We start from the raw sequence: 20,975 nt of genomic DNA, 5'->3' as shown, positions 1-20,975 counted from the left end.
ACAATACCAGCCGGAGAAGGCTTTAAAGCAGAAATTTTGACTCTCCAGGCAAGGAGGCACCATGAGGATTGAGATGCCAAAAGGCGCAAGATTCATAATCGGAAGGATACTCCAGGATGGCTACGATGCTTACCTTGTAGGCGGATCCATCAGGGACGTACTTCTCGGGAAGGATCCAAAGGACTATGACATTGCGACATCGGCTACACCAGAATCAATCATAGGAATGTTTGAAAAGACAGTCCCCATAGGCATAAAGCATGGAACCGTAGAAGTCATTACTGATGACGGCTGTTTTGACGTGACCACTTTTAGAAGCGAGGAAGGCTACATTAACAAGCGGTATCCTGAAAATGTCCGATTCATTGAAGACCTTATAGAGGACCTGAGAAGACGTGACATCACGATCAACGCACTGGCCTACAATGACCAGAAGGGACTGATAGACCCGTTTGGAGGCTTCAATGACCTTAATCACAGGCTTATCCGGGCTGTAGGGCATCCTGTTGAGCGTTTCAAGGAGGATGCGCTTCGAATACTTAGGGCTGTAAGGCTCGCTACCACTCTCGACTTCAACATAGAAGAAAGCACGCTCCTCGGGATAATCGAAGAAATGGACGGACTCGTATATATCAGCGTTGAAAGGATCAGAGAAGAAATATCCAATATACTCATGTCGGAAAATCCCGGAAGGGGAATGAGGATGCTATTCGAGCTTGGACTTATCAAGTACGTGCTTCCCGAGCTGCTCCCGCTGGCATCCTTCAACCAGTTCAACAGGTACCATGACAAGGATGTTCTGGGGCATACCCTGGAGGTGCTGGACAGGTGCCCGAGGAACCTTCCCGTAAGGCTTGCAGCTCTGTTTCACGACTCCGGAAAGCCACGGTGCTTCACGATAGACAAGGACGGTGTGGGACACTTCTACGGCCACGAGAAGGAGTCAGCTTCAATTGCAAGGGAGATCCTTCAGAGGCTCAAGTACGACAACCGGACCATTCATCTTGTAGATAAGCTCATCTCCCTGCATATGGTCCCAAGCGAGATGAAGAACGAAGTGAAGCTCAAGAAATTTGCCATTAAAATGGGGATTGAGAACATACCGCTTTTCATCGGCCTCAAAAAGGCCGACCATGGCGGAAAGCCTGATGTTGGCGGTATACATGCAGCAAAGCTCATCGATTTTGAAAGGAGACTAACTGAAATCCTCCAGAGAAACGATCCGCTGGAGCTTAAAGACCTTGCTGTCAACGGAGACGACCTCAAGTCCATAGGAATCAGGAACGGCAGGCTGATAGGCAAGATACTTGGAATCCTGCTCGAGAACGTCCTGGAGACTCCAGGACTGAACACAAAGGAACGACTTCTGGAAATTGCTGCCAAGGAGGCTGAGAATGACAATAGAGGCAACTAATACAATAATAACGCTGTTCGTGCTCGCTGGTTTCGGATTTGCGCTGAAAAAGCTCAAGGTTACCGACCAGCGGGTAGACAGCTTCATATCCACATTCCTCGTCAGCTATATAGTACCTGTAACCATGTTCCATACGGCTTTTACAAGCTTTACTATGGAACATCTCAAGGTATCATGGAAGGGTATACTTATCGCTGCTTCATCAATGCTTATAATCATAGTTATTTCTTCAAGCCTGAGCAGAATGTTACGCCACAGCATCAAGCGCGGAGGTGCCTTCATTGCGATGAGCGCCTTCTCAAATACAATATTTGTAGGGCTGCCAATAATAACCGGTCTTTTTGGAGATGAGGGGGTTCCTTATCTTCTGCTTTATTTCATGGCGAATACGATAATGTTCTGGACAGTTGGCAACTACCTTCTCTCCAGGACCAAAACCAACGGCAGATTCTCATTCACTGTCATAAGAAAGCTGCTGAATCCGGCAATACTTGGATTTCTGCTTGGACTCGCAGCCTTATTCACGGAATTCCCTGTACCTGATTATCTGCTCAAAAGCGCAGAATATCTGAAGGACATGATGACACCTCTTTCACTCATATACATGGGAAGCATAATAGGTGCCCTCACCTTCAAGAACCTCGGGAATCCCCTGGATACAATACTCATAATAATGTTCAGGTTTGTCGTGTCGCCACTTATCGTGATACTCCTGTTCAAGCTGGTGCCGATGCCTCTTGTGATGCAGAAGGTATTCATAATAAGTGCTGCTTTACCGGTTATGGGTCAGGTCTCGATAGTATCAGGTAAATATGGAGGAGATTCTGGGTTTGCTGCTTTCATGACAGCATTCACTACATTCCTTTCCCTATTTACAATACCCCTTTACTTCATGTTATTTACTCTATTATGAAATATTATTTCACATTGTTATTATAGGTTAAACATATGCCTTACAATGCTATAATGATGTTATTTTCTAAACCACTTAAAGAATTGTATGATTGAAATTAGATTTTCACTTGATATTGAATATTGTAAAAATATTTTATCTATATTTCATCCATTTTTTGTTTTAAGTAAAAATTTGTCAGAAATTATATCTGCAGATAAAATATTTTAATTATATATGTGTAAATATCGTACATTCCAAGTAGTTACAAAAAGATATACGTACAGGTTTTCGTATTAAATCGGACTAGAACACGTAAGATCCAAAAATAATTTGCATGAAATAATAATTGAAATATTATTTCACTCAAGTTGTAATTCCAGGATTAAATATGGTATTTAGAAAATCCACACTCGATTCGTATAATTTAACAATTTATGTCAGTTTAACAATTGGTACTACCAATACCCTTGATATTCAAGGAAAATCATTATCCATTAGATGAATTGCAATCAAATCATCAGAAATGAAAAAAGGACCCTCGCAGGTCCTTTTCCTTTCTTTGTTACTTTCCTTCTGGTCTTCTGTCAGAATTCAGAAGAAGATTGAGGATATAGTTGTTAAGACTCCTATTGTCGCTCTTTGCTTCGTTCGTGAGTTCGTCCTTGAGATCCATTGGAAGTGTCAAAAGAATCCTTGTCTTATCTTTTCCTACTGCCATTTGAAACACTCCTATCGTTTTCCAAGATAATATAATGTTATTATACTTCAAAACAAAATAACTTTGAAGAGGAATTTATAAAGTAATACATAATTCTTTTCCAAGTGATACTGAATATAGTATTGTTTCCCTTACTTTGACTCCAGTTATTTGTTCAAGTGCACTCCTATAATATCTCATCTGCTCAGTGTACCTGGTCTTGAGTGTTTCTTCGAAGCTGCTGATATCAACATGGTCTGTCTTGTAGTCTACAATGACAAGCTCCCCGTCCTCCTGAAAGAAGGCATCTATGACACCCTTTACCATTGTCTCTCCACCCTCATACCCCATGAAGAACGGTATCTCCCTTTTGAGATCCCCTCTTGCTGCAGCTTGAACCATTCTTTTTCCAATGTCCGTGTCAAAAAGCATCTTCAGTTTCCATGGATTGACTCTTTCAGCCTCTGAAGGTCTGAGAAGCTCCCTTTCCACAAGCTCGTCCACCTGATTCTTCAGTTCATCAGGTGATACCCTGGAAAAGTCAAGATGTTGGAACACCTTATGAAATACCGTGCCCAGCTCCGACCCTGTAAGTCCTGTCTTGTTCATCATGAATAGCGGCCTTTCCATGTGTTCTTCTCCGATTGCGCTTACTCCCTGTATATCCTCCTTATCCTGTACCAGTCTTTTCAGTTCAGACACAGTAACCTTTGATGCCATGGCAACATCCTTTCCATAAGCATACTCATATGAAAGCCGCCTCATTATTTCAAATGAGGAAGAGGGTTCAGTAAGTGAATCTATTGTAAGAACATATTCATCCGGGAGCCTCGGTGTCATTCCTTTCTTGAAGAGGTCCTCGGCACGGATGAATTCAAGCCCGAAACTTCCCTCATCTGTACAGGCATCTATACCGTCATTCCGGTACATATCCATTGAGATGTGCTTTAGAAGTACCGGCATGATCCAGTCCAGAAAGCTTCCCGCTTTGAGGACCTTGTCTTCAGGCAGCCTTAGACTGTTCCCCTTCGAAAGTGAGTTCCACCTTTTGATGACCGCTTCCCTGTCCCTTATGTTTCCTGTTATGTAAAGCCTCTCCTTGGCTCTTGTCATGGCAACATAGAGCACCCTCATCTCTTCCGAGAGGCTCTCAAGCATCATCCTGTCCTTTATAGCCTCCCTGAAGAAGGTCGTGCTCCTTATTGACCTGTCCCTGTCTATAAACACAGGTCCGAAGCCCAGTACCGGATGGAAAAGGACATCCTTCCTCTGGTCCATCCTGTTGAATCCCTTACCTGAATTGCTTATGAACACTATGGGGAATTCGAGACCCTTTGACTTATGGATGCTCATTACCCTCACCAGATCCTCGTTCTCACCAAGGATCCTTGCCGCACCGATATCCCCGTTCGTTTTCTTGAATTTTTCAATATACCTTATGAAGCTGAATAACCCCTTGCTTCCCGAATCCTCGAACTGACGCGCTTTCTGGAACAGCATACGAAGGTTCGCCTGCCTTTGTAGTCCGTCTGGCATTGCCCCTGCATAGTCATAATATGAGGTTTCAGTATACAGATACCAGATGAACGAATCGAGAGGCAGCCTCAGAGACATTTCCCTGTATCGGTGAAGCCTTTCCAGGAAGTCTTTGGCTTTTTCCCCTATAGTCCCTTCCTCAGATTTCATCAGGCAATTGAAAAGGAAATCATCCTTGTCCAGAAGCCTCAATGAAGCTAGCTCCTCCTCGCTGAACGCGAACATGGGGCTTCTCAGGGCAGATAGAAGAGGCACATCCTGAAGAGGATTATCGATTATCCGGAGCAGGGACACCATGGCCCTTACCTCCACGGTCTCAAAGTATCCGGTGCTGTTGTCTGCAAATGCAGGTATTTCAAGCTTAGAGAATTCCTCAAGGAATATATTGGCGCTTACTGAGGTTGCCCTCATCAGTATCACCACATCCCTGTAGCTGGCCTTCCTGAAGCGTCCAAGCTTCCTGTCATATACTTGTGCAGGATCGTCCCCCATCACAAGCTCCCTTATCTTCTTGGCTACCATTATCGCCTCAAGCTCAATGGCCTTGTAGTCTGAAATGTCTACTCCGTCCTCCATGGCACCTTCATCATCATAGTCAGGGTCTCCTGTCTGTGGACCATCCTCAGGAAGAGATGATGTTTCAACCAGCATCACCTCCACCGGCGGGTCTTCTCCGTCATCATAATGACCGGCGCCGAATTCTAGCGCCTCATCATCTGTATAGTCAAGCTCACCCGCAGTTGAGCTCATTATCCCCTTGAACACAAGGTTGACTGCTGACAATATGTTCCCTCTGCTCCTGAAGTTCTTGTAGAGCAGAACCTTCCTGTTCCGGTCCATACCCTCCGGACTATATGTCCTGTATTTTTCAAGGAACAGCTCAGGCCTTGCCTGCCTGAACCTGTAGATGCTCTGCTTGACATCGCCGACCATGAATACATTTGGGTCGTCCTCATCCTTTCTCGATACCATGCTTATGATTACTTCCTGAACCTCATTGGAATCCTGGTATTCATCAATCATTACCTCCCTGTATTTGGCCCTTAGGGCCAAGGCTGCAGGGGAAGGGGCTGCAGCTCCATCATTGTCAACATTTGTCAGGATCCTTAACGCAAGCTGCTCAAGGTCATTGAAGTCCAAAAGTCCCTTTTCCCGTTTTCTGGCATCATATGCTGCAATGAACTCCTTCTCGATGGATGACAGATATTTCATGAGAGGGTCCAGTCTTCTTGCCATTTCTAGCGTATCGCTTCCTGACTCACTGAAGAAAGTATCTGAAAGTCCCCCTATGAATTCCTTGAAATCACTCCTCGCTTCCTTGACACCTTCCGAAATCGCCTTGTCATGTCCTCTTGCGGCTGTGCCAAGTCTTGTCCATATCTTTCCCATAAGCATTGACCTTATTGAATCGTATTTGTCTGATCGTAAAAACGCTTCCTTCAGCTGCCTGCAGAATACCTGATCTTCAACGAACATATCCTCGTATTTTGATATTCCTGGATTCCCACGGATAACAGCTATTGCATCCTCCAGATTCCGCTCATGGATTTCAGCCATTCTGGCAAGGCTTTCAAGCACCTTCCCGTAGACTGGAAGCATTTCAACGTCCCCCTCCGATAGGTCATAGCCACGACCAGCTTCATCAAGCCATTTCCCAGGCCATGGGCTGCTCATTACAAACCTGTGCAGGTCAAGGATGAGAGCCTTGAGTCCGGAATCATCCTTTTTGCCGCCATACGAATCAACGAGAGCTATGAAGCTTTTATCTCCCTTTTCATACTGCTCCTCAAGCAGCTGATCCAAAGCCTCTTCCTTCAACATGCCAGCTTCCGTTTCGTCAGCTATCCTGAATGCGGGGTCAAGGTCAATCAGGTGAAAGTTACTCCTTATCAGCTCAAGACAGAAGGAGTGGATCGTGGTTATGCTGCTTCTGCCAAGAAGAGTCAGCTGCCTTTGCAGGTGAACGTCAGACGGATTCTCTTCCAGTACTTTAGCTATGGCATCTCCTATCCTTTCCCTCATTTCTGATGCGGCTGCATTTGTGAAGGTCACAACAAGGAGCGAATCTATGTCAGCCTTGTCCTTTGTGACCAGCCTTATGATCCTCTCTACAAGCACAGCAGTCTTGCCTGATCCGGCTGCCGCCGCGACCAGGAGATTCCTGTTCCTCGCTTCAATGGCGCTTGTCTGTTCATTAGTCCACGCTGCTCCCATCTGCTTTCCCTCCTTCCACTGTCTTATTCATATTGCTCCAGAGATCCTCTATTTTCATCGGCGCTATCTTCCTGTATTTGTTCCCGGGCATTCTGGAATCAAACTGGCATATGGCGGAATAGGTGCAGTATGTGCACGGTATCCTGTCCCCGTTTTTTGCCGGGAGTACTGTTATGTTTCCCGAAACCATCTCCCTGAGTATCCTCCTGATGCTCTCAGTAGTGTACTCCCTCAACGTGTTGAAATCCTCCTCAGTCAGTATGGTTGCCATGGTCTTGTCTTTCCTGTTGGATTTCGACACAACCTCACCTGATGAATTTATCTTCGCCGGTATTATAAGCGAATAATCACCCATTTCCCTGTCCATGGACCTTACCACGCTTGCGTCCTTGAGGATCAGGCCTTTCATCTGGAGCGACCTGAATACCTCACGCTCGATCTCCTCAACGTCCTGTGAAAGGCTTCCGTCGATTATCGGGTCATCCATCCTGAAATAGAGTATCGCTCCTGGTATGGCTCCGCTGTTCAAAAGGTACTCTGAATTTTTCAGAACCACATCCAGATACACAAGAAGCTGCATCTGCAGTCCGTAGAATACCTCTGTTATTGAAACATCCTTTGATGAGGATTTGTAGTCGATTATCCTGATATAGGATTTCCCGTCAAGCTCGAGCACATCGACCCTATCGATCCTGCCGACCAGGAATACATCTTCCCCGTCACCGTCCAGCTCTACCTTCAGGGGAGGCAAAATGCCATCCATGCCAAAGCCCAGCTCATTGAACCTTGGAACAAAGTCTCCCTTGGTGATCTGCTTTGTTATGGTATCAACTGACCTCATGAGTGTCTTCTTGATTTTTTCACCCATATGCCTGTATCTGGGGCTTTCGCTGTATATTGCATTTGTAGTGTCTATCGCTTCATCGACCAGCCTGCTGATGTTTTCATGTATGAATTCCCGGTCTGCTTCAGCTATTCCTCCTTCAAGTCCCTTCAGGTCTTCAGTGAACCTGTCTATCACCCCGTGCATCAGGGTACCGATATCAGGCGCTGTAATCTCATGAAGCACCCTGTCCTTGGCTTTCATACCATACTGGATGAAGTATGCGAAGGGGCACTGTGAGAACCTCTCAAGCCTTGATACGGAAATCGTCATTTCCTCGCCGTAAAGGCCCTTTATGGTCTTTCGCGGAAGCTTCTGGGCCATATTCGAATAACCAAGCCCCCTGACTGCAGTACCAAGCCTTGCAGAATACTCAGGTTTTTCGAGATACCATCTGTAGACCTCTCCCCACAAAGGTTCCACAGCTTCACCCTGATAATTCCTTCTCATCTCATGGACAAGCTGGTTGAATGTGGGATCCGGTCTTGTTACCTCCTCCAATCCTGCCAAATCTGCCTCCAGAGGTCCTTTAGGCACCTCCTCGGTCAGGTCAGGAAATATTTTCTTAAGCCTCGCCACTACCTGTGAAGGCCTGAGGGACTTCCCTTCCAGGTCTGATGAGGGATAGCTAACAAACAGATATCCGCTTGCTGTAGTTAAAGCGGTATATATCAGGAATTGCTCATAGACTGACCTTGTCCTGGAGTCGACCGATAGCTCCAATCCCTTGTCCTTCAAATTCTTCTTGTCGCTGTCAGTGAATATCCCCTCATCCCTGACAGGTCTCGGAAACACGCCATCATTTGCACCGACTATATAGAGTCCCTTCGTGCCTCCGCTCCTTATCCTTGCCACATCCCCGAGTATGACCTGGTCAAGGGTCAGCGGGATAAGTCCTATTTCATAGCTGGCTACAGCAGCCTTCATCATTTCAAGATATACAGGAAGCTCAATGTTATCATCACCGAACACAGCAGCCATATCATCAAAAATTGAATTGATGCCGCTTTGAACTTCTTTGAATTCGGTGTAGCTCTCATCGCCTGCAGACATAGCTGCATTCTTTGCCTTTTCAAGCGCTCCGTTTTCCTCCAGATGGGAAAAGAGTGCAGCTGTCACATCCCTGGAATTCTTGCAATCGGAAAGCCTGTCCTTCAGGCCGTTATATGTTCCGGCAATACAGTCCCTCATTTCAAGCACATCCGATACATATTTTGAGTTAAGCTCACTGCCTGTGATGTTCGGGTAGGAATATTTCCAGTCGCCAAAGAAATGCCAGCTGTAGAAGCCATGTGCGAGCACATAGTTCTCCAATAGATCAGCTTCATCAGCCGAGATCACTGACAATCCTGTCTTAAGCATCCTGAATAGGGGTTCATACGCAAACCCTGAAACCAAGGTCTCGAGAAGGGACAGGATGTAGATAGAAATAGAACTTCCTGCTATGCTCCTTCGCTTGTCAAGAAAAAGAGGTATCCCATATTCGCTGAATATCGACTGTGCGATGCTTGAATAGGAATCGATGTCCCTGCAGAGGACAGCCATATCCCTGTACCTCAGACTCTCGTCCTCCCTTACCCTTTTCGATATATCCTTCGCGATCCGCTCCACCTCATCATAGCTGTTCTGAGCCTTATATACCGATACTGAACCTACCGCTCCGGAGAACGCCTTGTTCGGGTACCTGAAGAACTCTGCTTCAATGTGCTGGAGCTCCTTGTTTCCGGCAAATCTCGCCTGATGAGGGTTACCCAGGATAACCGGTTTCATTATGGACGTTCCTGACTCCTCCGCCAGCCTCATCACCTTTCCTTCAGTGTCTCTTGTGATGCTGAACACATCCCTGTCTCCGGAATCATTATAATCAAGGGTCAGTGCCAGCGTGACAGATGCCGATGCCTCCATCAGCTTGCCTATAAGGTTCAGCTGCATGACAGAAAAGTCATTGAACTCATCGATGTATACCACCGTATCCCTTACAAAATCAGCCCTTTCCAGCCTCTCTGCTGCAAATCCCGCCTCATCAGTGGAATCCACGTTGTTCCTGTGGAGGTCCTCATCATACCTGGCATAGATCCTGCTGATGTCCTTGAGCTTGCGTTTCAATTCGCTGTCATCCGACTCCTCGGCTGCTTCAGATAAAGCCTTCGGATCCACATCGAATCTCCTCAGTTCATCGATGAGGTCAGCGGCTGTCTGCGCAAAGCCGCTCCTTTTCGAGACTCCTTTATATATTGTAAGCTCCTCCCTTGTTTCACTGAGTGCTCTCGCAGCAAGCATGACCTTCCCTGTCGGGGATATTAGGTCATGTGTAGCACCTCCGACTGTCCCAAGGACCTTTCTCACAAGCGTACCGAAGCTCATCACCGAAACCCTCAGAACCGCATCAGAAGGCAGCTGTCTCAATACCCTCTGCTCAGTCCTGAAAGTATACTGTTCAGGCACCAGAAGGATGAACCTTGCATCCTTATCCTTCATCCTGTCCCTTATCTCATTGAATACAAAAGTGGTCTTCCCGCTTCCGCCTCTCCCGTATATCATCCTAAGGCTCATGCTTCCACATCCTTCAAGAATTTCTCATCTTCCATTATACTATAGGCAAGTCCTTATTTTGTCGAAACTCGAGCATCCGGATACTAAACGATAATTATTATGATTTTGTAAACAATGTCGATTTACTGCCGTTTTAGTCTATAATTATTATGTGGTGCATATTGGATTGTCTGGGAATAATCCACGGAGCCCTGCACAATAACAGAAAACAAGGAGGATCTATATGTTAAGCAAAAGATTGGTAGACGCCATCAACGACCAGATAAACTATGAGCTTGAATCCTCATACCTTTATCTTTCCATGTCCGCATATGCGGAAGCTACAGACTACCTTGGATCAGCTGCATTCTTCAAGAAGCAGGCCCAGGAGGAAGTAGGTCATGCAATGAAGTTCTTTGGATTCCTTAACGAGACAGGCAATAGAGTGCTTCTCGCAGGGATCAAGGGTCCTGAGGTTGAATTCGAAGGCTTTGGAGACCTATACAGAAAGGCTCTTGAGCACGAGAAGACTGTTACGGCCAGGATACACAACCTTGTTGACATAGCTGCAGAAGACAAATCCCATGAAGCTTCAAGCTTCCTGAGATGGTATGTCGACGAGCAGGTCGAGGAGGAAGCAACCTTCAACATGATCGTTGGAAAGCTCAAGTTCGTAGAAGGCTCCAAGCAGGGCGAATATCTCCTTGACAAGGAAATCGGCTCCAGAGCATAGCCCGAATAATACTAAAAGTCAGTACGCCCCCGCACGAAAAACTTGCGGGGGCGTTTTTCTTCAGTCTCCATCAAGCGCTTCGGATATTGCAAGGAGAATCACCTTGCTGCTGTAGGTTGCACCCGATACCAGGTCCTGTCCGACCTTCTGTGTCTCCACGACCCTCATCGGGAGTGCCTCAGCCCCCTTGCCCTGACCGTTGTCATGCTTTATCAGCCTTATTGCTTCTATCCTGTGGCCTTTGACATCAACTTCCACATCAGCGCTTACCGGAAAAGCGCTGTAGCTTCCTTTGTACGTACCATCTGAAATTGAATTGAGGTCAGGCTCATTTATCTTTATCTCGGCAAGCCCTTCCAGGTTCTTCTCAGATATCCTGGTCATTATGAAAATCCCGGCAGCAAATAGCGAAACGATGACAAGAAGTGCTGCAATGATGCGTTTCAACGTTTTTCCCATATCCAATTCCTTTCCCGCAATTTCGCGGCTTCCAACGCAAATATACTCTGTAATCTGCAAAAAATAAAGATATCCATGGATATGTTTTATAAATAACATGCAGAACTTCCTGTTCAGCAATTTGAGGGCCATATTATTCACATTTTTTTCACATGCGATTAATATTGACGCTATATTATAAATATAACGAAATTGAAATGGAGGTTCTTGACATGGAGGAACTGAAAAAGATGGCATTGGTCACTTTAGGTGCGGCGTCGGTATCATTCGAGAAGCTCGACAAGACGATTCAGGAGCTTATCGAAAAGGGTAATCTTACGGTGAAGCAGGGCAAGGAGCTCAGGGAAGAGCTCATGAAGAAGGGCGAGGAGGCTAAGCCTGTCACACTCAAGGATGTCGAGGAGTTCATAGGATCACTCGAACTTGTATCAAGGGAGGAATTCGATGAACTAAGGGAAAGGATAAGGAAGCTGGAGGAAAGATAGCAGGTACTCAAGGAGCGAGTCATGGGTGAAGCTGAGGATAGGAGAAGGAACAGGAGGTTCAGGGAAATAGTAAGGATCCTGGGTGCCTATGGATTCGGTCACGTCATCAACACGAAATTCAGGGCAGAGAAGGTGAAGAAGGATCCGGAAAACCTAAGGCTGGTCTTCGAGGAGCTTGGGCCGACCTTTATTAAGATTGGCCAGATTTTGTCCACAAGGCCTGACATTCTGCCCCCGGAATACATCAGCGAGCTGTCAAAGCTTCAGGACTCAGCCCCCTCATTCTCCTTTGAGACTGTCAGTGAAATAATTGAGGCTGATCTGGGAAAAGCCATAGGTCACCTCTTTTCATCAATTGAAAAGGATCCTGTCGCCTGCGCTTCAGTAGCTCAGGTTCACAATGCGGTGCTTGTTGACGGAACGCCTGTAATTGTAAAGGTTCAGAGGCCTGATATCGAGAACAAGCTGCTTGAGGACATGGATATCCTGATTGGCATAGTCAGGAAGGCACCTGATACCCTCAAGGATGTCCTTCTTGATCCGGTGGAAGCACTTGAGGAGATCAAGGAGACCACAATAATCGAGCTTGATTTCAGGAATGAAGTGTCGTTCATGGAGAGATTCCTGAATGAGAACAGGGATATCGCGTGCATCAGCGTCCCCAAGCCCATATATGGGATGTCCACAAAGCGGGTATCAGTCCAGGAACGCATAGAGGGCATCAAGATCAGCAGCAAGGATGAGCTTGTCAAGGAAGGCTATGATCCGAATGAGATAGGCAGAAAGCTTATTTTGTCCTTCCTCTACCAGGTATTCAACAACGGCTTCTTCCATGGTGATCCTCATCCCGGTAATCTGATCATAAGCGGAAAGAAGATCTTCTATATAGACTTTGGGATCATGGGAGTCCTTGACACCTCATCCCGCAGGGCATTCAACGACCTGCTGAGGTCCCTTGTATCTGAGGACATAACGCAGATAGTAAATCTGATCCTTATTCTTGGTATACAGAAGGGACCTGTTGACAGGAACAGGCTCCATGACGATGTCGAGAAGATAGTCCACAACTACGTACATTCAAGCTTAAGGAACTTCCAGGTCTCATACCTGTTCAAGGACCTGTTTGAAGCTGCCAGGAAAAACAACCTGAAGCTTCCAAGGGAGTTCACTATACTCCTCAAATCACTGCTGATACTTGAGGGTGTACTGGCTGACCTTTCTCCGGATATCAGCATCATGGAAATCGCAAGCGCATACATCAAGGACATGACCCACGAAAAGCTTCTTCCTGATATCAGCCTTGACCTCCTGATGCTCAAGGGAACAAATTTCATAGTCGATTCCGCAGGCATACCTTCACAGGTATCGACCATACTTGACAATTATATCAGCGGGAGAGGCAAGGTCCGGATTGACATCACCAACCTTGATGAGAAGTGGGTGGATTTCAACAAGATGGTAAACAGGATGGTCTTCGCACTCATCACCGCCTCAATCATAATAGCTTCAGCCCTCATCATACGGGTTGGCGCTGACTCTGCAATAAGGGGAGTATCCATCGTGGGCATTATGGGGTTCTTCCTTGCAGGACTGCTTGGTCTGTGGCTTCTTATCTCAATACTGAAATCAGGAAACATCTGACGACCTTAAGGAAACCAGATGTTTCTTTTATTGTCGTCTTCGTTGATTTTCATCTGGAATTCCAATAGTATTATCCTATTGGAAGAAATGAGGGATATCTTATATGAACAACATGGAACTTAAGGCCAGGGTTGCTGAAGCAATGGATAATCTCATAAGTGCAGAGGGCTATGCGGCTCCGGTGGATGTGCTTATCGAGATAGGGATCCTCAGCAAAAAGGATCATGACGAATGGAGGTCTGGAAAGGTACAGTATCTTGAACGTGTATGCCGCGCAAACCTCAGCAAGCTTTCACTTGTGATGCACGAAGTAAGGTCCTATGCAGTAAAGAACGGACTTAAGCCCTCCTGGACCGCATATATCCATAAAGGGAAGCCGCTGAGGTTCAGCAAGTCTTCTGACGAAAAAATCGAGAGAAGCTATGCAACACACTTTGTCCGGAACAAAAAGGCGGACTAGCCATGATGGCTTTAAATAATGATGACTCCATCAGGGTCACGCTTCTGGCCAATTCAGGAATAATTGTGGAATACCAGGAACACAAGCTCCTCATTGACGGTACTCCGGGAGAAATACACGGATATTTCAGCGGACTGTCAGATGAGGTGCTTCATGACCTCCTGGAGGGAAAGAAACCCCTGTTCAGGGACATTAACATCCTTCTATATACCCATTGCCATCATGACCACTTCTCGCCTGAAGTTACGAGATCACTGGTAGAACGGAACAGGGTAAACTACCTTATGATGCCGGACAAGGACAGCCACCCCTTTGTGAAATTAAGGGATTCGATAGCTCTATGCAATATTGGTCTGGTGCTCCTCGACATACCATTGGGAAAAAGAGCAGTCTATCGGCCTGATGGCATAAGAATCGAAGCATTCCGAACAATGCATGCCGGTGAAATGTACAGGGAAACGGAGCATTATTGTTTTCTTGTCTACCTGGGTCATAAAGCGATCCTTATAACAGGCGATTCAGATTATGACCCTGATTACTTCAGGACCATTCTTAAGGACATGCGGATACATGCTGTTTTCATAAATCCTCTGTTCCTGAACAGGCGTGAAGGTCGAGAGGCGATAGTTGAATCCATTAAGCCGGAAAAGATCGTAGTATGCCATATCCCCTTTGAAGGCACCCCAGGTACAAATCTCAGAAAAGTTGCTGCAAGGGATGCCGTTAAGCACAGGGATGCTTTGCCTGAAATAATCCTTCTTCAGGATGAGCTTCAGGAGATACCGCTGTAAAATGGTCAGGGGCTTGCCATCTTGATTGATTGCGAGCCCCATCACATTCCAGGATCATCTGTAATGGACTTATGACACCTTCAGGTTAAGTTACCTGTATATGCTCTTCCCCACATCCTCCATATCCAGTTCAAGGTATTTCTCCATCACCGGAACTGCCAGCTCCCTGTCAAATGAGCAGGCTTCATAGAACCTGTCAAGTGCAGTGTCCACATCGGCTGTCCTCCCCTTTGGCGGACCTCCTGATGCAGGTTCTGTCATGAACCTCTTCGGAAGCCGGTCATCCTTTCTTCTGAAACCACGTTCGAAGTTCAAGGCTCTCTCGAGGGCAATTACCCTCTCAGCTGTCTTAAGCAGTGCAACCTTATCCATCTCTTCCCCGGTAGTCGCAGACAATATCTCAGAAAGGGTGGTTGCAGTCATTTCAGTGTTTATGACGTTGAAGTCACATATCCCCGCAAGGTTCGTGACAACGAACATCTCCTTGACTGCCTTGAGCCATTTCTTGTCTTCTGAATCGCTGAACGGGTCCTTCGGTTCAGTCACTCCGATATCCGTGTAAAGATAACCGAATGCGTCGATTGTAGCCGAATATGGCCTCATGTGGCAGGCTCCGCGCTCACTTGTCCCAAATGCTATTGTCATGGAAGATGAGCCTCTCGGGTCTGTTGCGGATATCTCCATACCCTTGACAGCCATTACATAATCCATGGCATTTTTGCCAATCCTTTGAGCAGCGGCATATGACCCGTCTGCGAATACATCGCCGCAGCCTTCCCTGAGTCCCATCTTCCTGATCATCTCTACCATTGCAGGCCCGTTTCCGAAGTTCATCTCCAATCCGTCAGTGTCATCCTTGGTGATGATCCCCTTTTCGTACCATTCCATAATCGCGCTTATCGTAGCTCCGCCGGAAATGGTATCAAATCCATAGAGAGTCGTGTAGTAACCTGCCATGCATATGCTCTCATAGTCATCTACACCGCACCTTGGTCCGAAAGCCGCCAGGCTCTCGTACTCCATCTCCCCTACTTCGACATCTCCCATGGTCACATATTTGTGGCAGCCAAGCTGGCAGGCATAGCACGCCCTTCGCCTCACATCATACTTATCTGTTTCGTTCCAAAGCATATTGGGCAGGACATTTGCGATCTTTTCAAACTGGTTCTGCTGCATGTTCCTAGTCGGCAGCAGTCCGAAGTCATTTGAGCCTCCGACCCAAGCAGGTGTCCCGTAGCCGTGTACAGGTCCCCATGTATATGCTTCCTCACGGAGCTCCCTGTTCGCCTTCCTGTACGCCTTCATGAATGCATCCTTGTCGGCGACCTCTACTTTTCCTGAACCCCTTACAGCTACAGCCTTCAGGTTCTTTGAGCCCATGACCGCTCCAGCTCCACCTCTTCCGGCAAAGCAGTCGTCGCTGAAGATACATGCAAGGCTCGACAGCTTTTCGCCTGACTGCCCGATGCAGGATATCCTGAAGTCCTTTCCAATCTCATCAAGGATTGCTTCGGTTGTCTCTCTCGTGTCCTTTCCCCATAGGTGAGACGCATCCTTCAGAACAACCTTGTCGTCATCTATGAGCAGATAGACGGGCCTTCCCGCCTTTCCTTTGAATACGATACTGTCATATCCTGCAAATTTCAGCTCAGCCCCGAAGTGGCTTCCCATGCTTGATGCTCCTATTGTGTTGGTCAGTGGTGAGAAGAAGCATACGCTGGTCCTTGATGCGGATGGGGTAGGAGTGCCTGTAAGCGGTCCAGTATTGAAGCTCAGTATGTTCTCAGGAGAAAGAGGTTCAGCATCATGAGGTGCTTCAGCCCATAGCATAGCTATCCCGTAGCCTTCTCCTCCAAGATACTTTCTGATGTATTCACTGTTAAGGCCTTCCTTGATTATTGTTCCTTCTGTCAGGTCAACCTTTACAACACAGTCCCTGTAACCTTTCATATCGCACCTCCTACCATGACAGGGCCTGTCTCGGACATGCGCTCACGCATTCCGGCAAGCCGCCGCAAAGATTGCACTTGTGTGGCATCATTTCCCCAGATACCTCTGACATTATGATGGCGTCATACGGGCACGCTGCTGCACATGCACCGCAGCCAATGCAGCCTTCTCCTAATTCAACCGCTCCGGAATAGGCATTCCTTGCCATCGCTCCCGTTGGACACGCATAGACGCAGGGCATGTCGAAGCACTGCTGGCAGACAACAAGCTCAAAAGTACCCAGTTTCTCCCTCTCCACTACCTTGATGCCTGTAGATGAAGGTGCCACAAAGCCCTGATGCACAAGGGAGCAGACAGCCTCGCAGCTTCGGCATCCCTGGCATACATCCGGATTTGTCCTTAGTTTGATGACTCCTGGTTTCAAATCGTTCACCTCCTGTTTTTTTGGCAAGCTATCCTCCCCCTCCTACCGGGAAGTACAATACCTCATCACCATCCACCAAAACATGCTTCCTGTCCCTAAGCACTCCATTTACACTGATCCGGACCCAGTCTCCACTGACTGGAATTCCCAACGCAATGAAAAGCTCACCCGCAGTGGTACCATCCCCTATTTCCTTATCCATGCCCTTGTATCCGGCAGAAGATGCAAGAAGCCCCGACAGCCTTATTCTCACATTCAATTCAAACACCTCCGTAATGCAAAAAAGGACCCACAACAACATTAAAAGTCGTCATGGCTCCTTTTCAATAAGGAAGGCGGGGGATCGCTCCCTTTGCCCTTTCGGTCCGAACGGCCGCGTGGGTCATAAGGACTCGGAGCATGAATCTACACTATTTATTTAATCTCTTGCATTGCCTGAAATTAAACCCATACATCCTTCATTTCCATAATAAAGCCTGTATCTGGTATAGAGTCAATACCTCCTACCTGAAGGCTACAGGTATCTGGAGCCTCAGGAACATCTCCCTTCCACCCTTCTCAAGCACAGGCAGTTCAGCCAAAACTTCACATATGTAGTCCCCGTCGATCAGATAGCCTTTTTCCTCTATGCAATCAATCAGCCTGTTCGCGTATTCCTCTTCCTTGTCAAATGCGTCGCAGTATATGCAAAGGTAGTTTTTGGCAGGTAGCTCAGTTATATGCTGCCTGTCTATGAACTCACTGTCCACGAATACAAAGACCTCCGTAGATACGAATTTCCTCTGAAGTAGATTCTCTTTTCTCAGGATGGTACCGGCATTGCTGAAATATACCTGCGGAAGCTTGTTTGCAATAATGCTGTTCTTGAGCTCCCTCAGGATCTTCTCGTATATTTCTATTCCAGACCCGTAAAAGTTTATCCTTGAATCGATGCAGTAAATCTGCCTGCTTCCTATGTGTTCAAGGATGACCGTGCCATCGGGCGGAGCAGCCTCATACCTGTGAATGTTGCTTATTGCACGCTCGATTGCCCTCCTCAGGCATTGAAGGTTCCTGATCTCCTCATCTATCTGGGCATTTTTCCTTAAAAGCAGTCCACCAATCGCAGATATGTCCTTACCTGACAGATGGTCCCTCACATCACAAAGGCTCATTCCCATAGACTTCAGATACTGTATCATGTCCAGCCTGGCGCTTTGTCTGATGTCATAGTACCTGTAGCCATTCTCCTCGTCACGGGAGCAGGGAGAAAGTAATCCCAGCCTGTCATAAAGTCTCAGGGTCTGTTCTGAAACATGGTTCATCTTAGCCATTTCACCTATCTTCAACAGTTCCACGATCCACACCTGCCTTCAAGAACATTATAGCAGATATAATGTTGGAATTTTCAGAATCCTGTTCCCCATAGGTACCAGACCGCTGAATATGCAGATGTAACTGCTGCAAGTGTGAACGGGACACTTATCTTCATGAAGTCAATTGCTGAAACCTCGATATCCTCGTTGCGAAGAAGTCCCAGGGCAGTGATGTTTGCAGAAGCCCCTACGGGAGTTAGGTTTCCTCCGAGTGTAGCTCCGCAGATCAGCCCGAAGTAAAGGATATGCGGCTCCATACCCAGCCTTGAAGCTATCACCGTAACCACAGGCAGCATGGTTGCCACATAGGGAATATTGTCAATGAATGCGGAAAGCAGCACCGAGCCCCACAGGAGGAAGCTATAAGCAAGAAACAGGTTGTCTCCTGCCAGATCCGCAATCATAACAGATAACCAGTCGATCACCCCTGCATTGCTCACGCCCCTTATCACAACAAAGAGCGAAGCCAGAAGTACCAGAGTGAAGGCATCTCCACCCTTGATGAGTCTTGAGGCTTTTGAAAGATCCTTTTTCCTTGCAGCTTCCATTATTGTCCCTATTGCCATAAGCGTAATGCAGATCAATCCATTTGTCAGAGGCGGCTTGTCAGGAATTAACGAGGCAGCAGATAAAAGTGCTATGACCGCACCGAGAAGGATTGTCGGCACGTAATCCCTGACCATTGTGAGATCGTCTCCTGAAATCTGCTGGTCATAGTCCCTGAACAGGTAAAGCATCACCTGGACCGCAAAAAGCAGTCCTAGCTGCACAACGAAGAACAATCCCGGCCTTCCTTCATGCCAGAAGAAATCCAGGAAGTCCATACCGGCATGGCTTCCAAGCATTATTGAGGTCGTATCCCCGACCATTGTAGCTGCACCTTCAAGGCTTGAGGCTATGGCTATGGATACCACTGCGGGTACTGGAGATATCCTCAGTTTTTTCGATACCGATATGGCCACAGGCGCAATAATAAGGACCGTGGCGACATTATCCACAAATGCTGATATGCCTGCAGCAAGCGCTGCAAGCACTATTATTGCCCATTTCACATCCGGCATCTTCCATATTATGAGGTCAGCAAGCCTTGAGGGCATACCTGACTCGATGAACAGGGCTACAAGTCCCATCATCCCCCGGATCATCAGGATGACATTCCAGTCGATTGAAGGCAGCACTTCCCTGATGGGTACATACCCAAGAAGCACGAACACAACGGCCGAAACGAACGCTGCCTGTGCCCTTGCTTTTGGTAAGGCAATTATAAGGAAATATGTAACTATGAGAATTGCCAGAGCCTGGTACATTGAACACACCTCTCCGGTTACAAAATCATTTCGCTCGATCCATCATTAAGGATTCCAGCTTTGTTCAGATCCTGCCTTCCTTCTGGAGCCATTCAATTTCATCCCTTATGGTGTCTTTGAAGGGTCGGATGGAATATCCCAGCTCCCTGATCGCCTTTTCGCTGCTGAAATTGTTGTTCCTGAGAAGATTGTATATTGTGAACCTAGTCAGTATGGTTGGTTTTCCGATAATCTTTCCGACTGATTCGGACAGTGCAGCGATGGGTCTTGCGAGCGCTCCCGGTAATATAATCTTCATTCTCCTGATTCCACAACAATCGGCAATAGTGTCAAAGAGTTCCCTGACAGACACAGTCCTGTTTCCCATTATGTACCCTTCACCCTTTCCACCTTTAGCAGAGCAGGCTATGACTCCATCCGCCAGGTCCCTTACATCCGCGCAATTGAAGGAACCAGTCAGTCCGCCTGGCACCCTTCCATTGGCAAAGTCTATTATGTTGCTGGTGACAAGACCGAATCCATAATCATACGGTCCGAATATACCCGTAGGAAAAATTATCGATGCATCTACGTCATGTTCCCTGACAGCATCCATTACGATCTGGGAAGCCTTGGCTTTTGACTTTCCATAATACCCAAAAATGCAATCGGGATCAAAGCTATCCACCTCAACGATCTCCCTGTCGCTAGCAAGCTCCGGGATGGCGCTGGTCGAGCTGATATATACAAGCTTCCTTACCTTATTCCTCACGCACAGGTCTACTATGTTCCTGGTTCCGACCACATTCACATCATGAACTATTTTACTGTAGTCAGTCGCGAGTGATACTACTCCCGCGCAGTGTATGACGTAGGCATCTTCATCTGACGGCAAATCGAAGAACCTGTCGAGTGATTGGACATCAAGGAGGTCACCGGAACATATGGCAGCCTCCTTAGGGATCCTGCTCAACGCCGGGTCACCATCCATAACCAGAACCCGGACTGATTCCCCTCCCGCTATGAGATTACGTACAATGTTGCTGCCAAGGTTTCCTGTTGCACCTGTCACAAGATATGTCCTGTTTTTCAATTCAATCACCCTTAATATCAATCGCCCACAACTCAATCAGGCGCATGATTCAGTCTAATGTTCCACTTTCCATTATACTCCTAATTATTGAATGCAACATTTAGCGAAGAATCGGGTAGGACCCCGC

The 20,975-nt window shown here is 47.0% G+C and carries 16 protein-coding genes and 1 pseudogene; 7 read left to right on the top strand and 10 right to left on the bottom strand.

The features are described from left to right. Nucleotides 1-61: 61 nt before the first annotated feature. Nucleotides 62-1,414: a CCA tRNA nucleotidyltransferase gene (locus T472_RS00225; RefSeq protein WP_023383411.1), complete on the top strand. Its 1,353-nt coding sequence runs from the start codon at nucleotides 62-64 to the stop codon at nucleotides 1,412-1,414. Next, on the top strand, nucleotides 1,395-2,327 hold the full coding sequence (locus tag T472_RS00220; RefSeq protein WP_023383412.1) for an AEC family transporter: 933 nt from the start codon (nucleotides 1,395-1,397) through the stop codon (nucleotides 2,325-2,327). Before T472_RS00225 ends, T472_RS00220 begins: the two co-directional genes overlap by 20 nt. Nucleotides 2,328-2,871: 544 nt before the next feature. Here the strand turns inward: T472_RS00220 and T472_RS19470 are convergent. From T472_RS19470 to addB, 3 genes and pseudogenes are all read right to left on the bottom strand, one after another. Next, complete coding sequence (locus tag T472_RS19470; protein WP_023383413.1) at nucleotides 2,872-3,027, bottom strand: hypothetical protein; 156 nt, start codon at nucleotides 3,025-3,027, stop codon at nucleotides 2,872-2,874. Nucleotides 3,028-3,183: 156 nt separating this feature from the next. Next, nucleotides 3,184-6,756 (bottom strand): annotated as a pseudogene (gene addA / locus T472_RS00215) (helicase-exonuclease AddAB subunit AddA); the annotation flags it as partial. Next, complete coding sequence (addB, locus tag T472_RS00210) at nucleotides 6,737-10,192, bottom strand: helicase-exonuclease AddAB subunit AddB (protein WP_023383415.1); 3,456 nt, start codon at nucleotides 10,190-10,192, stop codon at nucleotides 6,737-6,739. The pseudogene addA and the gene addB, both read right to left, overlap by 20 nt. Nucleotides 10,193-10,415: 223 nt before the next feature. Between addB and T472_RS00205 the strand changes: the two genes are divergently transcribed. Then, nucleotides 10,416-10,904, top strand: a complete 489-nt coding sequence (locus T472_RS00205; protein WP_023383416.1) for a ferritin — start codon at nucleotides 10,416-10,418, stop codon at nucleotides 10,902-10,904. 60 nt (nucleotides 10,905-10,964) lie between these two features. On the opposite strand, the gene T472_RS00200 is transcribed toward T472_RS00205, so the two are convergent. Further along, complete coding sequence (locus tag T472_RS00200) at nucleotides 10,965-11,363, bottom strand: FMN-binding protein (RefSeq protein WP_023383417.1); 399 nt, start codon at nucleotides 11,361-11,363, stop codon at nucleotides 10,965-10,967. 212 nt (nucleotides 11,364-11,575) lie between these two features. On the opposite strand from T472_RS00200, the gene T472_RS00195 reads away from it, so the two are divergent. The 4 genes from T472_RS00195 to T472_RS00180 all read left to right on the top strand — a co-directional run bounded on the left by T472_RS00195 (nucleotide 11,576) and on the right by T472_RS00180 (nucleotide 14,740). Continuing rightward, entirely contained in the window at nucleotides 11,576-11,848 is a 273-nt protein-coding gene (locus T472_RS00195) for a phasin family protein (RefSeq protein ID WP_040906138.1), read from the top strand. Between the two features lie 21 nt (nucleotides 11,849-11,869). Next, nucleotides 11,870-13,489 (top strand): ABC1 kinase family protein, encoded by a 1,620-nt coding sequence (locus tag T472_RS00190; RefSeq protein WP_040906136.1) that lies wholly within the window; start codon nucleotides 11,870-11,872, stop codon nucleotides 13,487-13,489. A gap of 103 nt (nucleotides 13,490-13,592) precedes the next feature. Continuing rightward, entirely contained in the window at nucleotides 13,593-13,949 is a 357-nt protein-coding gene (locus tag T472_RS00185; RefSeq protein WP_023383418.1) for a hypothetical protein, read from the top strand. Nucleotides 13,950-13,951: 2 nt separating this feature from the next. After that, nucleotides 13,952-14,740 carry an MBL fold metallo-hydrolase gene (locus tag T472_RS00180; protein ID WP_023383419.1) on the top strand — a complete coding sequence of 263 codons (789 nt, stop codon included), beginning with the start codon at nucleotides 13,952-13,954 and terminating at the stop codon, nucleotides 14,738-14,740. A gap of 90 nt (nucleotides 14,741-14,830) precedes the next feature. On the opposite strand, the gene T472_RS00175 is transcribed toward T472_RS00180, so the two are convergent. The 6 genes from T472_RS00175 to T472_RS00150 form a co-directional block, all read right to left on the bottom strand. Continuing rightward, nucleotides 14,831-16,690 carry an aldehyde ferredoxin oxidoreductase family protein gene (locus T472_RS00175; RefSeq protein WP_023383420.1) on the bottom strand — a complete coding sequence of 620 codons (1,860 nt, stop codon included), beginning with the start codon at nucleotides 16,688-16,690 and terminating at the stop codon, nucleotides 14,831-14,833. 10 nt (nucleotides 16,691-16,700) lie between these two features. Then, complete coding sequence (locus T472_RS00170; protein ID WP_082447484.1) at nucleotides 16,701-17,141, bottom strand: 4Fe-4S dicluster domain-containing protein; 441 nt, start codon at nucleotides 17,139-17,141, stop codon at nucleotides 16,701-16,703. Nucleotide 17,142: 1 nt separating this feature from the next. Beyond that, nucleotides 17,143-17,367, bottom strand: coding sequence for a MoaD/ThiS family protein (locus T472_RS00165; protein ID WP_242864742.1), 225 nt, complete (start codon nucleotides 17,365-17,367; stop codon nucleotides 17,143-17,145). Nucleotides 17,368-17,617: 250 nt separating this feature from the next. After that, nucleotides 17,618-18,451 carry a MerR family transcriptional regulator gene (locus T472_RS00160; protein ID WP_023383423.1) on the bottom strand — a complete coding sequence of 278 codons (834 nt, stop codon included), beginning with the start codon at nucleotides 18,449-18,451 and terminating at the stop codon, nucleotides 17,618-17,620. Between the two features lie 50 nt (nucleotides 18,452-18,501). Then, nucleotides 18,502-19,776 (bottom strand): ArsB/NhaD family transporter, encoded by a 1,275-nt coding sequence (locus tag T472_RS00155; RefSeq protein ID WP_023383424.1) that lies wholly within the window; start codon nucleotides 19,774-19,776, stop codon nucleotides 18,502-18,504. 64 nt (nucleotides 19,777-19,840) lie between these two features. Beyond that, on the bottom strand, nucleotides 19,841-20,857 hold the full coding sequence (locus T472_RS00150) for an NAD-dependent epimerase/dehydratase family protein (protein ID WP_242864741.1): 1,017 nt from the start codon (nucleotides 20,855-20,857) through the stop codon (nucleotides 19,841-19,843). Nucleotides 20,858-20,975: the final 118 nt, after the last annotated feature.

This window comes from Youngiibacter fragilis 232.1, from assembly GCF_000495435.3.
Lineage (GTDB): Bacteria > Bacillota > Clostridia > Clostridiales > Clostridiaceae > Youngiibacter > Youngiibacter fragilis.
This window is presented reverse-complemented; position numbering and strand designations above follow the sequence as displayed.